At 71.6% G+C, this 14018-nt stretch carries 13 protein-coding genes and 1 tRNA gene; 9 read left to right on the top strand and 5 right to left on the bottom strand.

The genetic code is table 11. The annotated features are described in order from the left end of the window. Window positions 1-96 precede the first annotated feature (96 nt). The 4 genes from ACIGEZ_RS27460 to ACIGEZ_RS27445 form a co-directional block, all read right to left on the bottom strand. Window positions 97-399, bottom strand: a complete 303-nt coding sequence (locus ACIGEZ_RS27460; RefSeq protein WP_399835848.1) for a putative quinol monooxygenase — start codon at window positions 397-399, stop codon at window positions 97-99. Window positions 400-470: 71 nt separating this feature from the next. Continuing rightward, window positions 471-1358: a cellulose-binding protein gene (locus ACIGEZ_RS27455; RefSeq protein WP_399835845.1), complete on the bottom strand. Its 888-nt coding sequence runs from the start codon at window positions 1356-1358 to the stop codon at window positions 471-473. Between the two features lie 162 nt (window positions 1359-1520). Beyond that, window positions 1521-4319 carry an SUKH-4 family immunity protein gene (locus ACIGEZ_RS27450; RefSeq protein ID WP_399835842.1) on the bottom strand — a complete coding sequence of 933 codons (2799 nt, stop codon included), beginning with the start codon at window positions 4317-4319 and terminating at the stop codon, window positions 1521-1523. 7 nt (window positions 4320-4326) lie between these two features. After that, window positions 4327-5313, bottom strand: coding sequence for an SMI1/KNR4 family protein (locus ACIGEZ_RS27445; protein ID WP_399835878.1), 987 nt, complete (start codon window positions 5311-5313; stop codon window positions 4327-4329). Window positions 5314-5558: 245 nt separating this feature from the next. Here ACIGEZ_RS27445 and ACIGEZ_RS27440 point away from each other — a divergent pair, with 245 nt between their 5' ends. After that, a complete protein-coding gene (locus ACIGEZ_RS27440) occupies window positions 5559-6083 on the top strand; it encodes a YwqJ-related putative deaminase (protein ID WP_399835840.1) in 525 nt (174 codons plus the stop codon). A 19-nt stretch (window positions 6084-6102) separates the two neighbouring features. After that, window positions 6103-6594, top strand: coding sequence for an SUKH-3 domain-containing protein (locus tag ACIGEZ_RS27435; RefSeq protein ID WP_399835838.1), 492 nt, complete (start codon window positions 6103-6105; stop codon window positions 6592-6594). Window positions 6595-6756: 162 nt separating this feature from the next. Here ACIGEZ_RS27435 and ACIGEZ_RS27430 read toward each other — a convergent pair whose 3' ends face one another. Further along, the gene (locus tag ACIGEZ_RS27430) at window positions 6757-8082 is read right to left on the bottom strand and encodes a sensor histidine kinase (protein WP_399835835.1); all 1326 of its coding nucleotides are present in this window, start codon (window positions 8080-8082) and stop codon (window positions 6757-6759) included. A 153-nt stretch (window positions 8083-8235) separates the two neighbouring features. On the opposite strand from ACIGEZ_RS27430, the gene ACIGEZ_RS27425 reads away from it, so the two are divergent. The 7 genes from ACIGEZ_RS27425 (at window position 8236) to ACIGEZ_RS27395 (ending at window position 13984) form a co-directional block, all read left to right on the top strand. After that, a complete protein-coding gene (locus ACIGEZ_RS27425; RefSeq protein ID WP_399835834.1) occupies window positions 8236-9105 on the top strand; it encodes a hypothetical protein in 870 nt (289 codons plus the stop codon). A gap of 12 nt (window positions 9106-9117) precedes the next feature. Beyond that, window positions 9118-9189, top strand: a tRNA-Gln gene (locus ACIGEZ_RS27420). 113 nt (window positions 9190-9302) lie between these two features. Continuing rightward, the gene (gene glmU, locus ACIGEZ_RS27415) at window positions 9303-10751 is read left to right on the top strand and encodes a bifunctional UDP-N-acetylglucosamine diphosphorylase/glucosamine-1-phosphate N-acetyltransferase GlmU (protein ID WP_399835832.1); all 1449 of its coding nucleotides are present in this window, start codon (window positions 9303-9305) and stop codon (window positions 10749-10751) included. Between the two features lie 117 nt (window positions 10752-10868). Continuing rightward, window positions 10869-11843 (top strand): ribose-phosphate diphosphokinase, encoded by a 975-nt coding sequence (locus ACIGEZ_RS27410; RefSeq protein ID WP_399835829.1) that lies wholly within the window; start codon window positions 10869-10871, stop codon window positions 11841-11843. A gap of 362 nt (window positions 11844-12205) precedes the next feature. Continuing rightward, a complete protein-coding gene (locus ACIGEZ_RS27405) occupies window positions 12206-12805 on the top strand; it encodes a 50S ribosomal protein L25/general stress protein Ctc (protein WP_399835826.1) in 600 nt (199 codons plus the stop codon). A gap of 100 nt (window positions 12806-12905) precedes the next feature. Continuing rightward, window positions 12906-13502 (top strand): aminoacyl-tRNA hydrolase, encoded by a 597-nt coding sequence (gene pth, locus ACIGEZ_RS27400; protein WP_399835824.1) that lies wholly within the window; start codon window positions 12906-12908, stop codon window positions 13500-13502. Window positions 13503-13540: 38 nt separating this feature from the next. Next, window positions 13541-13984 (top strand): hypothetical protein, encoded by a 444-nt coding sequence (locus ACIGEZ_RS27395; RefSeq protein WP_399835821.1) that lies wholly within the window; start codon window positions 13541-13543, stop codon window positions 13982-13984. Window positions 13985-14018 lie beyond the last annotated feature (34 nt).

Raw genomic sequence — 14018 nt, 5'->3', positions numbered from 1 at the left:
GTCGCAATCCACACCGAACCCGGAAGGCCCTCACCCGTTCAAGATCCCTCAGCCGAGACCTGCATCACCCGTCCACAACCTCCCTGGACAGAACACCTAGGCCAGGGGCTCGGCGACGAGCTCGACGACCTGGGCGGGGCCCGCCCGGAACGCCGGGGCGGCCGCGTCGGCCTCGGCCATGTGGGGCGCGACGTCGTGCGCGGCGAGCGCCTCCCTCGACGACCAGTGCTCGACCAGGACGAAACGGTCGGGGTCGCCGCTCACCTGGTGCAGGTCGTACTGCAGGCACCCGTCTTCGGCCCGTACGAGAGGCGCGAGGCGCTCGTACGCCTCGATCTGGTCCCGGCCGCGGCCCGGGAGAGTGGTGATCAGGACGTGGAGGCGTATCGGCTGCGACATGGCCCGAGCGTAGATCGGCGAAACCCGGCGGCGGAACGGGATTTCCGCCCGCACGGCCCGGTCCGCCCGCCCTACTCGCCGGCGTCGTCGTCCTTCGCCCCGGGGTCCGCGCGGCCGGTCAGGGTGGCGAGGGAGGAGCGGATGTGCTCCATGTGAGAGTGGATGTCGTCGCGGGCCTCGGCGTGCTCGCGGAGCAGGCGGTCCGTCGCGCGTTCGGTGCGTTCCCGCTCCAGGCGGGCCTCGGTGAGGAGTTCGGAGGCCTTCGCGTCCGCGTTCTCCTGGCCGTGGCGGGCGGCTTCCTCCGCCTCGGCGAGGGTGCGCCGGGCGTCGGCGAGTCCGGCCTCCGCGTACGTGACGAGCTCGGCGTGGCGGGCGTCGAGGGCGGTCGCACGCTCGGCCGCCGACCGGTCGGCCTCCTCGCGGGCCGCCGCCTGTTCCGCGCGCTGGGCGTCGAGGAGGGCGGCGCTCTCGCGCTGGGCCGTCTCGTGGGCGGTGCGGGCGGCGGATCGTTCCTTCTCGGCGTCACGGCGGGCGGCGGAACGAAGTGACTCCGCCTGGACCTCGGCCTCCTTCAGGGCCGCGCGGGCCGCCGAGTCCGCGGCCGCGGTGACCCCGTCCGCGTACGCGCCCGCCGCCTCGGCCGCCGCCCGGCCCGCCGCGTCGGCCGCCTCGGCGAGCGCCTGGGCCTCGGCCTCCGCGGCGCGCACCAGGGTCTCGTCCTCGGCCTCGGCGAGCTCCAGGATCCGGCGGGCCCGCTCCCCCAGGGACTCGTAACGCTGCGGGGCGAGCCCGGCGACGGCCTCGCGCAGCCGGGCCGCCTCCGCCTCCAGCTCCTCGGCGAGGACGGTCAGGCGCGCCGCCCGCTCCCACGCGCCGTCGCGTTCCTCGGAGAGCGCGGCCAGGTAGCGGTCGACCTGTTCGGGGCGGTAACCGCGGCCCCGTCCGACGGCGAAACTCATCCCTGACGCCCCTTCGACTCCCTCATGCCCTCAAACATCAAGGATGCGGCATCAGAAGGGACAAAAGGCGCGCGACGTGAGCACACGCCGAGCGCCTTTCGTCACATCCCGCCCCCATGGAGGGGCCGGGGCGTGTCCGGCCGGATCAGGACCGGACACCCCCTAGAGCAGGCCGTCCCACATCTGCTCCAGCAGCACCGACCACCAGTTCTCCGGCGACGACAGCGCCGCCGGGTCCAGCATCGCCAACTGCGCCTGGAAGTCGACCGTCCAGCGCCCCGCCTGCTCCGGGTTGAGCCCGAACCGCAGCCGCCACATCCGGCCGAGCAGTGCCAGGCAGCGCACGAACTCCGGCAGCCCGGTGTTCACGAACTGCGGCGCCACCGACTGCCCGCCGGGACCGGCCTCCACCGGTACGGCGACGATGTGCGCCGTACCGTACTGGACGCAGATCGCCCGGCCGAAGTCCGAACCGAGCACCAGGTACGAACCCGCGTCCGGCGCCGGCTGGATCTGCCGCTGCGCCGCCAGCTCCGCCAGCGTCGGCACCACCGGCATCGCCGGCTGCGCCCAGAAGAACGGCCCGAAGTCGGCCGGCAGGCCCGCCCAGACGAGCGTGACCGCGACCAGCTCCGGTACGCCCTGCCGGGACACCGCGCGCTGGTCGAAGCGCAGGATGCCCGGGCCGAACGCCCCGGCCAGCTCCTGCGCCACCCCGTCCGGCGGCAGCGGCGGCGCCGGCTGCACCTGCGGCAACGGCGCCCGCACCGGCGCGGGCCGCGCCGGGCCGTCCGCGACCTGATGCAACTCGCCCTGATGGGTGAGGAGTTGACGCATGCCCTGCTGGCGGCCCGCGTGATCACGGCCGTACGGCGCGATGTTGGTGATCCGCGCCTGCGGCCAGGTCTCCCGGATCATCCGCGCACAGTAACCGCCCGGCAGCTCACAGGACTCCAACTCCGTGTGCAGTTCAAGCACTTGCTGCGGCGGCACGTTCATGGCCCGCAGCTCGTGCAGGATCTGCCACTCCGGGTGCGGCGTGCCGGGCGCGGAGCGGCGGATGATCTGCTGCTCCGAACCGTCGGGCGCGCGGTAGCGCAGCACGGCCTGGTAGCCCGGACCGACGATCGGCAGCCCGGCCGGCTGCGGGTACCCGTACGCGGGCGCCTGCGGCTGCGGCTGCCCCGGCGCCTGGGCAAGCGCCGGAGCAGGGCCGGGCGGCGGGGGCGGGCCGGCCGGACCGGGGCTCGCCAGCATCGTCGCGGCATGCGCGATCCCGCCCGGCGGAGTGCCCGGCGCACCCGGCGCACCCGGCATGCCCGGCGGCGGGGGCGGGGGCGGCGGCGCGCCCGGCCCACCCTGGCTCGGATGCGCCAGCATCGTCGCGGCGTACGCGACCCCACCGGGCGGCGTGCCAGGCGTACCCGGCACCCCCGGCGGCGGGGGCGGAGGCGGCGGCGCGCCCGGCCCACCCTGGCTCGGATGCGCCAGCATCGTCGCCGCCTGGTGCACTGCGGGAGGCGGCGTCGCCGACGGCGGCGCGGGAGGCCCGGGCGGGGCCGGCGGCGCGGGCGGTCCCGGCGGCGTACCGGGCGGCGTACCCGGCGACTGGAGGCCCTCGGGGGGAAGCTGCGACACCAACTGCGTGCGGACGTACGCCCCTGCGGGCGGCGTCGTGGGCGCCTTGCTCGTCACCGCGTCGGCGATGTCCGCGGCGCCGGGCGCCCCGGGCGGGGGCGACGGCACGGCGGCCCCGCCCCTCGAGAAGGTCCCGTCCGTGTTCAGGCGCGGCGCGATGGCCGTGGGCGGCAGCGCGCTGCCCCCCTTCATCAGCGCGGTGGGCGCGTCCGCCCCCACCGACGGCGGCGGCGTGTCCTCGTCGTCCGCCCCCGAAAGCGGCGGTGCGAACACCGTCGCCGGCAGCGGTACGGCTCCGTCGGCACCGCCGGCGCTCGCGTTCGCGTCCGCCCAGGGGCTCTGCGCGGGCACACCGCCGGACGCGGTCGGCTCGTGGCCGGCGCCGTCGGAGTCGCCGGCGGCCGAGGGCGACGACGCGGGGCCGGACCACGGCGAGGCCGCGGGGGCGCCCGAAGCGGCCGCGTCGGACGACGGCACTCCGGAACCGGAGGAGCCGGACACCTCGGACGAGGCACCGGAAGCGGCGGAGCCGGCTTCAGCGGACGGGGCCTCCGGCGCGGAAGACCCGAAGCCCGGCGCACCGGCCTCGGGCGAGGCGCCGAGCCCGGCAGGCGCGGAAGCCGCGACAACCGGCGCACCAGCCCCAGCCGAACCACCACCAGGCACATCAGCACCGCCCTGAACCCCAGGCACACCCGGCGCACCAGGCGCACCCGGCGCATCCACCGCAGCGCCCTGGGCCGACTCCTGCCCACCAGACGCCCCGGACGCACCCGGCCCAGCAACAGGCGCCGCAGCCCCGCTCGCACCGCCCGGCGCACCAGCCACAGCCGAACCACCGGCGGCGGCACCGGCAGCCTCGGCCGGCACCCCGCCCTCCGGCGACGTCGACACACCCTCCGCCGACGCCCCCGCCGACGCCTGCGACGCGTTCGAGGACACCGGCGGCAGGCCGATCTTGTCCGCCGCCTCCTGGAGCCACTCCGGCGGGCTCAACAGGAACGACGTCTGGTTCAGGTCGATACGCGCCGCCTGGGCCGGGATCGGGGCGGACGGCTCCGCGGCAGCCCCGTACTCCTCCTCGTACCGGCGGATCACCTCACCCACCGGCAGCCCCGGCCACAGCGTCGCCTCGCCGCTGTCGCGGGCGATGACCAGACGCTGCCGGCCCCCGTCCGGGGTCGGCGCCTCCTCACGGTCCTCGGCCCAGACCACGAAGCCCAGCCCGAACTCCCGCACCCGCACCTCACGGTGCAGATACGCCGGCACATCGCCGTTGATCCACTCCTCGGCGCGCTCCTGCGCCTGCGCGAACGTCACCACAGCCAGTTCACTCCCCCACCGGGACCACGGGCACGGCGCGCGCGAAGCCGCCGTCCACCATCAGGTTCGCCACCGTCTCCAGCTCCGGCGGATTGCCCGCGAGACGCTGCAGGAAATCGTCGAAATCCGCACCACAGGGCAGCAGCAGCCGCTCCGCCCGCTCGTTCACCGTCCAGCCGTCCCGGTCCCGGGCGTCGTCATAGACGCAGAACCACACCGAACCGACCGCCTCGCCCTTCACCTTCACCGCCAGCAGACCGCCCTGCACGAACGCCACCCCCAGGTAGTCCTTCGTCAGGTGGTCCCGCAGGCACTTGTTGACGTAGACGAGGTCGTTGACACCCGCCTCCTCGCGCACCGTGAAGAACGGCTGGTCCACCAGCAGCCCCAGCTCCGCGTCGAGCGCCGCACCCAGCGGAGCACAACCGCCCGCCGCCTTCAGGAAGGAGCGGTACGCGCCCGGCAGCCGGTAGCCCAGATCCTCCTCCACGCCCTGAAGCTGCTGCTCCGACACCGACACCACACGCTTCGGCAGCCCGAAATGCGCCGGCCGGGTCTCCTGCAGCGGCCGCGTACCACGCTTCGACTGGTCCACGGCAGCCGTCGTCACCCCGGCATGATGCCGCAGCAACGCCTTCACCTCGACCGGGACCAGCTCCAGACGGCGCGAGTGCGCCACGTGGTGCCACGTCCAGCCGTGCGGCGTCGCCACCGACGGAATCGTGTCCCACAGCTCGTGGCCGGTCGCGGCCAGCGCCGCGTTCGCCGACACGTAATCCGTCAGGCGCAGTTCGTCGACGCCGAAACCCTCCGGCGGATCCGCGATCTCCGCCGCCGCCCGCGCGTACGGAGAGAAGTCCGGGTGGCCACGCTCGTCCACCCGCACCCCTCTGGGGTGACGGGAGGCCCGGACCGGGTCCGGGAAGTGCACGACCTGCCCGGCGTACGCCGCGTTCGGCGGCGCGGTGTCCTGGCCGAGCCGACCTGTCGTCATGGCGGTTGCCCCCTGAGTGGCTTCTACTGGCTGGTCCGCACAGCCTAAGCGGTGCCACAAGGCCCAGACCCGGCCCGAGGCCGCCACCCCGCCCATGGTGACCAAGTGTCACGACGGCATGACAGCACCGCCATGGTTCCGACACACCGAAGCCACGTTTCAGCGGCCCGGCTTCCCCATCCGGCACCCTGTTTGGCAGGCTGTTCCAGCAACTCGGGGGATTGCAGGAGGGGAAGACCAGCACCATGCACGCAACCACCACACCAGCACCACTGCCCACACAGGGTGACCCACGCCTCAACTGGGGCAGCGACACCGACAGCCACCGCGCACCGTTACTGCGTCAACGCCGCGACGGCATCCTGCCCACCGTCGGCGCCGCCCTCTCCGTCCGCGGCGAGACCCTCACCTGCACCGCCGCCCGCGGCGACCAGGCACCCACCCTCCACCCACTCGTCCAGGACTTCCTCGACACCCTCACCAGCGGCCAGCGCGAACGCTTCACCGGACGCTGCCCCGAAGCCATCCTGCTGTCCCGACACCTCGCCGCCACCGAGAGCACCCGCTCCAAGCGCGCCCAGCGCAAGCCACTCACCCCCGGCGAGGCCCGCCGCTCCCTCAAACACGCCAAGCTCACCGCCCGCCGCATCCGCGAGGACGGCGACCCGCTGCACGGCAGCTACGCCGCGCCCTGCCGCTCCTGTACGGCGATGCTCGCGCACTTCGGAGTCCGCACCGTCGACCCGACCACCGCACCGACCAACGGCTAGAACGGCTCACCCCAACCCCATGCCCGACCTCAACAGCACCCGATTCCCGGTCAACGTCGACGCCGCCCTGCGCGAAGCCGGCTGGCAGCCCGGCCGCTGGGACATCAAGCTCGCCGAAGAATGGGCCGACGCCCTGCGCGCCCACGTCTCCCCCGCCGGACACCGGCACAGCGTCTTCCCCGCGGCCGTCGAGGCGTGGGCCGAATTCGGCGGCCTGCACATCACCGCACCCGGCCAGGGCCGCCAGATCGCACCCTCGACCGTACGCTTCGACCCCCTCGCCGGACTCCACCTCGCCCGCACCCTCGGCGACCTCGGCCGCGCCCTCGACACGGAACTCTCCCCGCTCGGCGAGGAGGGCGACCACCGGGCGGTCCTCGCGATGGACATCGAGGGCCGCGTCTACAGCATCGACCACACCGGCGACTGGTACCTGGGCCAGGACATCGACACCGCCCTGTCGACCCTCGTCACGGGGTCACAGCCGACGAGGCTGGTGGCAGCCCCGTAGGAGCCGGAGCCTCACCGCCCCAGCCGACGACGCTGGTGGCGGGCCCGTAGGAGCCAGGGCTTCAGCGCCCCAGCCGACGACGCTGGTGGCGGACCCGCAGGAGCCAGGGCCTCAGCGCCCCCCAGCCGACGACGCTGGCGGCGAGGCCGCAAGAGCCACGGCCTAAGCGCCCTGCCCCACCGGCAGCACCGCGCTCACCCGGAAACCCCCCGCGTCCGTCGGACCCGAAACGAACACCCCACCCAGCCGGGTCACCCGCTCCCGCATCCCCACCAGACCGTTCCCACCGCTCGGCAAATGCGCATCCGCGGCCGTGGCGTCCGACGGACCGTTCTCCACCTGCATCGCGACCTCCGCCTCACGGTGCGCCAGACGCACCACCACTTTCGCGCCGGCCGCATGTTTGTGGACGTTCGTCAACGCCTCCTGGACCACCCGGTACGCCGTCTGCTCCACCTCGGCCCCGTACACCCGCACCTCGCCCATCACCACGAGGTCGACCACCGCACCCGCCTGCCGCGACTGCTCGACCAACGCCTCCAGCGCCTCCAGACACGGACCCCCGTCCTCCGCCGCGGCCTCGGCGGCAGCCGCCGCCGCACGGCCGACCGCGGCCAGCGGCAACGCCGTGGAAGCCGACGGGATCTCCTCCCGCAGCACCCCCAGCATCTCCCGCAACTCGGTCAACGCCTGCCGGCCCATGTCACCCACCAGCGCCGCGTTCTTCACCGCCTTCTGCGGATCCTTCAACGCCACCGCCTGCAACGCGGCCGCGTGCACCACCATCAACGACACCCGGTGCGCCACCACATCGTGCATCTCCCGCGCGATCCGCGTCCGCTCCTCCTGCCGCGCCCACTGCGCCCGCTGCTCCGCCCGGTCCGCGAGCAGCGACAGCTCCTGCTCCAGGCTGTCGGCCCGCTCCCGCAACGACTCCATGAGCCGGCGCCGGGCGCCTATGTAGAGGCCGAAGAGGAGCGGCGGGGCGTTGAGGCCGAGCGTCATGAAGAGCGAGACGACAGGGACGTACCAGCCGCTCGGGTCGAAGTCCTGCTGGTTCACGTCGGCCTGGGCGACGTCCTGGCGGAGCCGGACCATCGTCACGATGTACACGGCGACCGTCGACATGCCGGCGAGCGCGGCCGTGAAACGGCGCGGGACCTCGGAGGCGGCCAGCGAGTACAGGCCGACGATCCCCATCAGGTAGCCCATCTCGGCGGGCGTGACGGCGATCGAGACCAGCACGACGGTGATCGGCCACCGTCGCCGCACCAGCAGCACGGACCCGACGATCAGCCCGAACAGCACCCCGACCGGCACCGGCAGCGAAGCCTGCCGGGCGAACCCGACCCCTTCGAGCCCGCACTCCAGCGCGGACACCACGGCCAGCCCGACATCCAGCACCACACTGCGCCGTCTCCCCCACCACCACCACGTACGCGGGGCTTGCATGCCCGCCGCGTCCTGGTCCGCCCCCGTTGTGGTCATGCCTTCCACCCTACGGGCGAGGGCCACCGATTTTCCCGCCGCCGACGGGACCCGGAGCGGCGCACGTCAACGTGTGCACACACCAGTCCCTCGAACTGGTGAATCGACAGCGTTTTCGACCCGGCCGTCCGCATTCCGGACGAGGGTGTTCGCATGACCTCCAGCACGAGCAAGTACGCGGACTTCGAGAAGCTTCGCGAAACGGCCATCGCGTTACGCCGCGAAGGGCTAAGCCGCCGCCAGATCCGTGACCGCCTCCGCGTCGACAACAACGACGTCCTCAACCGCCTCTTGCAGGGAGAGCCCCCACCGGACTGGACCCGCCGCCCCAACGCCAAGGACGGCCCCCGCGCCCGAGCACGCGAGCTGCGCCTGGAGGGCAAGACGTACGACCAGATCCAGGTCGAGCTGGGCTGCTCGAAGAGCTCGATCTCGCTGTGGGTACGGGACCTGCCGAAGCCGGAGCGGCGGGCACTGCCCGTCTGCACCGATATGCGTCGGGCGCAGCAAGGAAGGCGCGAGGCCCACGAGCGCCGACTCATCGAGTACGCAGCGACACGACAGACCGCGATGGGCGAGATCGGCACGCTCACAGACCGGGAGCTATTCCTCATCGGAACGGCCCTCTACTGGGCCGAGGGTGCGAAGGCCAGGCCGCAGGCATACATCAACTTCGCGAATAGCGACCCGAACATGGTGCGGCTCTTCCTGCGATGGCTGCGCCTCTTAGGCATTGCGGAGGACCGACTCCGCTTCTTCGTCCAGATCCACGAGTCGGCGGACGTCGCCGCCGCCGAGGCCTACTGGGCCAGCGTTACCGATGCGAAGCCGGAGCAGTTCGGCAAGACCTCGCTCAAGAGGCACAACCCGAAGACGAACCGGAAGAACGTGGGGGCCGACTATCACGGCTGTCTATCCGTGCGCGTTCTCCAGGGTGCCGAGCTGTACCGTCGCATCGAGGGCTGGTGGTGCGGCATAGTAGGAGCCGTCGACTCGATCAACGGGACTCAATGTCCGATTTGATCCAGTCCGCTATCCCCTGTGGTGTAATCGGCAGCACTGGGACCTTTGGAGTCCTATGTCCGGGTTCGAGTCCTGGCAGGGGAGCCCATGCTCACATTCGGGTCCTGACCTCCTCGGTCAGGACCCGCGCTCGTTCTCCGCCCGGCACCCCCCGCTATCCTTCGGAAGTCCACCACCCGAAGCCGAAGGGCATTCCCGTGAGCGCCAACCGCCCGGCAGCCGTCGTCGTCCTCGCAGCGGGTGAGGGCACCCGCATGAAGTCGAAGACTCCCAAGGTCCTGCACGAGATCGCAGGGCGGTCGCTCGTGGGGCATGTCGTGTCCGCCGCTCGTGAGCTGGAGCCCGAGGACCTGGTCGTGGTCGTCGGGCATGCGCGGGAGCAGGTCAGGGGGCATCTGGACGCCCATTACGCCGGGACGCGGACCGCGGTGCAGGAGGAGCAGAACGGGACCGGGCACGCGGTGCGGATGGCGCTGCAGGAGCTCGGGCGGACGCCTGAGGGCACCGTGGTCGTGGTGTGCGGTGACACGCCGCTGCTGGCCGGGGAGACGCTGCGGGCGCTGGCTGCGACGCATGAGGCGGACGGCAACGCCGTGACCGTGTTGACGGCCGAGGTGCCGGACTCCACGGGGTACGGGCGGATCGTGCGGGATGCGGCAACGGGGGCCGTGAAGGAGATCGTCGAGCACAAGGACGCCTCCGACGCGCAGCGGGCGATCAGGGAGATCAACTCCGGGGTGTTCGCCTTCGACGGTGCGCTCCTCGCGGACGCGCTGGGCAAGGTGCGGACGGACAACAGCCAGGGCGAGGAGTACCTCACGGACGTGCTGTCGATCCTCCGCGAGGCGGGGCACCGGGTGGGTGCTTCGGTTGCCGGGGATCACCGGGAGATCCTGGGGATCAACAATCGTGTGCAGTTGGCGGAGGCTCGTGCGCTGCTGAACGCCCGCCTTCTTGAGCGGGCGATGCTGGCGGGTGTGACGGTGGTCGACCCGGGGTCGACGTTCGTGGACGTGACGGTGACGTTCGAGCCGGACGCCGTGGTGCTGCCGAACACGCTGTTGCTGGGTGCGACGCACGTCGGTGAGGATGCCGTGGTGGGTCCGAACAGCCGCCTGAAGGACACCAGGGTCGCGCGGGGGGCGCGGGTGGACAACACGGTGGCGGATTCGGCCGTGGTCGGTGAGGGTGCGTCGGTCGGTCCGTACACGTATCTGCGTCCGGGGACGGATCTCGGGGCGGGGTCGAAGGCCGGTACGTACGTGGAGATGAAGAACGCCGTCATCGGGGAGGGGACGAAGGTTCCGCATCTGTCGTATGTCGGTGACGCGACGATCGGCGATTTCACGAACATCGGCGCGGCGAGCGTGTTCGTGAATTACGACGGTGAGGCGAAGCACCACACGACGATCGGTTCGCACTGCCGGACCGGTTCGGACAACATGTTTGTGGCACCCATCACGATCGGGGACGGGGCGTACACCGCTGCCGGTTCCGTCATCACGAAGGATGTGCCGCCCGGTTCGCTGGCCGTCGCCCGTGGCCAGCAGCGGAATATCGAGGGTTGGGTGGCCCGCAAGCGGCCGGGTAGTGCCGCCGCGCAGGCTGCTCAGGCTGCCGCAGAGACGTCCGCCGGCGAAAGCTGACCGGAAACGAGTACGTCGAACTCGGCGTACCGTGATACGTGCACACAAATTCGGCTGGCTCGTACACGCGCACGGGAGCGCGGTTGCGGCCAGAGAACCCGTCGAGGAGACAGTGCTGTGACCGGGATCAAGACGACCGGCGAGAAGAAGCTGATGCTCTTCTCCGGCCGCGCCCACCCCGAGCTGGCCGAGGAGGTCGCACACCAGCTGGGTGTCGGCATCGTGCCGACCAAGGCTTTCGACTTCGCCAACGGTGAGATCTACGTCCGCTTCCAGGAGTCGGCGCGTGGCGCGGACTGCTTCCTGATCCAGAGCCACACGGCTCCGATCAACAAGTGGATCATGGAGCAGTTGATCATGATCGATGCTCTGAAGCGGGCCTCGGCCCGGAGCATCACCGTGATCATCCCGTCGTACGGGTACGCCCGTCAGGACAAGAAGCACCGTGGTCGTGAGCCGATCTCGGCGCGTCTGGTGGCGGATCTGCTGAAGACGGCCGGTGCGGACCGGATCCTCACGGTGGATCTGCACACGGACCAGATCCAGGGCTTCTTCGACGGTCCGGTGGACCACCTGTCGGCGCTGCCGGTGCTCGCGGACTACGTGGGTGCGAAGGTGGACCGCGAGAAGCTGACGATCGTGTCTCCGGACGCGGGTCGTGTGCGGGTGGCGGACCGTTGGTGCGACCGTCTGGACGCGCCGCTGGCGATCGTGCACAAGCGTCGTGACAAGGACGTGGCCAATCAGGTGACGGTCCACGAGGTCGTGGGTGACGTGCGGGGCCGTGTGTGTGTCCTGGTGGACGACATGGTGGACACGGCCGGCACGATCTGCGCCGCTGCGGACGCGCTGTTCGCGCACGGTGCGGAGGACGTCATCGTGACGGCGACGCACGGCATCCTGTCGGGCCCGGCGGCCGATCGCCTGAAGAATTCGAAGGTGAGCGAGTTCGTCTTCACGGACACGCTGCCGGATCCGAGCTCGCTGGAGCTGGACAAGATCACGGTGCTGTCGATCGCGCCGACGATCGCGCGCGCGGTGCGTGAGGTGTTCGAGGACGGTTCGGTGACGAGCCTCTTCGAGGAGCACTGAGTCTCCGAGTAAATCCGGAGAGAGGGCCCGCTTCCTTTTCGCACGGGAGGCGGGCCTTTCTGGTGCCCGGAAGGGGCCCGGTCGCGTGCCTGGAGGGGGCTCCGGTCGCGTGCCTGGAGGGGGCTCCGGTCGCGTGCCCGGAGGGGCTCCGGGGCTCCCGGGAGGGGGTCCGCCGGTGATCCATTTGGGCGGTCCGTGGCTGGCCGCTAGACTGTCGTGGTTGCTCGGCGAGGGAGGCCGGACCCATGCGTACGTCGTACGCGGTCCCGGCGGTCCGTTATCGACGCGCTCTTCGTAGCAGGCCATCGCCAGTCGTGGCCGGGTGACAGTCGTCTTTCGTCACCACACTACGAGGAGTGCACATGTCCGAGGTGAAGATCACCGCGTCCGTCCGCAGCGAGTTCGGCAAGGGCGCCGCCCGCAAGATCCGTCGTGACAACAAGGTCCCCGGTGTCCTCTACGGTCACGGTTCGGACCCGGTTCACGTCACCCTGCCGGGCCACGAGCTCCAGATGGCGCTGCGCACCCCGAACGTCCTGCTGTCCCTGGACATCGAGGGCCGCAACGAGCTGGCGATCCCGAAGGCCGCCCAGCGCGACCCGCTGAAGGGCTTCCTGGAGCACGTCGACCTGCTCCTGGTCAAGCGTGGCGAGAAGGTCACCGTCGAGGTTCCGGTCCAGGCCGAGGGTGAGCTCGCCGCCGGCGGCAACCTGCTGGAGCACGTCCTGAACACCCTTTCGGTCGAGGCCGAGGCCACCCACCTGCCCGAGGCCGTCACGGTCTCCGTCGAGGGCCTGGAGGCCGGTGCCTCCGTCCTGGCGCAGGACATCGCCCTGCCGTCCGGCGTGACCCTGGTGACCGAGGCCGACGCCGTGGTCCTGCAGGTCCTGGCCGCGCAGGCCGAGGAGCCGGCCGCCGAGGCCGCCACCGAGGGCGAGGCCGCCGAGGGCGCCGAGGCCTGAGCCGTAGGCTCTGCCTGACGTGACGGGGTGACGGGCCGGGAACGGCCTGTCGCCCCGTTTCTCTTGCGACCACGCGTACACACGAGGAGACGAGACGCAGATGACGGACGACGCGAACGCCCCCTGGCTGATCGTCGGCCTCGGCAACCCGGGCCCGGACTACGCGGCCAACCGGCACAACGTGGGCTTCATGGTGGCGGACCTGCTCGCCGACCGTATCGGCGGCAGGTTCAAGCGGGCGCAGAAGGCGCAGGCGCAGGTGGTCGAGGGCCGTATGGGGGCGCCAGGTCCGGACAACCGCCGGGTGGTCCTCGCGAAGCCCATGTCGTACATGAACCTGTCGGGCGGTCCGGTGACGGCGCTGCGTGATTTCTACAAGGTGCCGACGGCGCACGTCGTGGCGATCCATGACGAGCTGGACATCGACTTCGGGGTGTTGCGGCTGAAGATCGGCGGTGGCGACAACGGCCACAACGGTCTGAAGTCGATGACGAAGGCGATGGGCGCGGAGTACCACCGGCTGCGGTTCGGCATCGGCCGGCCGCCGGGCCGGATGCAGGTCGCGGACTTCGTCCTGAAGGACTTCTCGTCGACCGAGCGCAAGGAGCTGGACTACTTCGTGGACCGGGCGGCGGACGCGGTGGAGTGCCTGGTGACGGAGGGTCTGGAGCGGGCGCAGTCGGCGTACAACTCCTAGGTCCCCCGCTGTGGGGTACGACTGTACGATCGCGGGTCATGATGCTTGCCCGTAACGCGGCCATGGCCCTCGTCGTCCTGCTCCTGCTCGTCGCGGGGGCCTGGTCGTCCTGGGACACGGCCCAGCACGTCCTGCTCGCGAAGGGCCGTGAGCACGGCACGCTGACGGTGACGGGCTGCAACGAGGAGACGTGCAGCGGCCGTTATGTGCCGGAGGATCCGGCGTCGAAGCACCGGGCGTTGACGATCGCGCATTCGGTGGCGGCGGAGAAGGGCGAGACGCTGCCGGTGGTGGTGAAGCCGGGTACGGAGGAGGCGGTCCGTACGGGCTGGGGCGGGGGTCTGCACGCGTGGCTGCCGCTGGGCGGGGCGCTGTTGCTGGCGGCGCCGCTGATCGGTGGCGGGATGCGGTTGCCGCGGACGGCGTGGTCGGTGGCGGGGGCGGGGGCGGCGCTGTTGCTGGGGGCGTTCTTCGCACTCTGATGTGTTTCGGACAGCGTGTCGCGATCTGATCGGA

Origin of the sequence: Streptomyces sp. NPDC085481 (genome assembly GCF_044541845.1) — a bacterium.
Classification (GTDB): Bacteria; Actinomycetota; Actinomycetes; order Streptomycetales; family Streptomycetaceae; genus Streptomyces.
Note: the sequence above shows the minus strand (reverse complement) of the source record. Positions and strands in the feature narration are given on the sequence as shown.

Excerpts from the sequence above, each read along its gene's own strand:
- ACIGEZ_RS27435 (WP_399835838.1), top strand. The coding sequence starts at position 6,103 with ATGCCCGACCTCAACAGCACCCGATTCCCGGTCAACGTCGACGCCGCC.
- ACIGEZ_RS27395 (WP_399835821.1), top strand. The coding sequence starts at position 13,541 with ATGATGCTTGCCCGTAACGCGGCCATGGCCCTCGTCGTCCTGCTCCTG.
- ACIGEZ_RS27455 (WP_399835845.1), bottom strand. The coding sequence starts at position 1,358 with ATGAGTTTCGCCGTCGGACGGGGCCGCGGTTACCGCCCCGAACAGGTC.
- ACIGEZ_RS27440 (WP_399835840.1), top strand. The coding sequence starts at position 5,559 with ATGCACGCAACCACCACACCAGCACCACTGCCCACACAGGGTGACCCA.
- ACIGEZ_RS27460 (WP_399835848.1), bottom strand. The coding sequence starts at position 399 with ATGTCGCAGCCGATACGCCTCCACGTCCTGATCACCACTCTCCCGGGC.
- ACIGEZ_RS27445 (WP_399835878.1), bottom strand. The coding sequence starts at position 5,313 with ATGACGACAGGTCGGCTCGGCCAGGACACCGCGCCGCCGAACGCGGCG.
- pth (WP_399835824.1), top strand. The coding sequence starts at position 12,906 with ATGACGGACGACGCGAACGCCCCCTGGCTGATCGTCGGCCTCGGCAAC.
- ACIGEZ_RS27430 (WP_399835835.1), bottom strand. The coding sequence starts at position 8,082 with ATGACCACAACGGGGGCGGACCAGGACGCGGCGGGCATGCAAGCCCCG.
- ACIGEZ_RS27405 (WP_399835826.1), top strand. The coding sequence starts at position 12,206 with ATGTCCGAGGTGAAGATCACCGCGTCCGTCCGCAGCGAGTTCGGCAAG.
- ACIGEZ_RS27425 (WP_399835834.1), top strand. The coding sequence starts at position 8,236 with ATGACCTCCAGCACGAGCAAGTACGCGGACTTCGAGAAGCTTCGCGAA.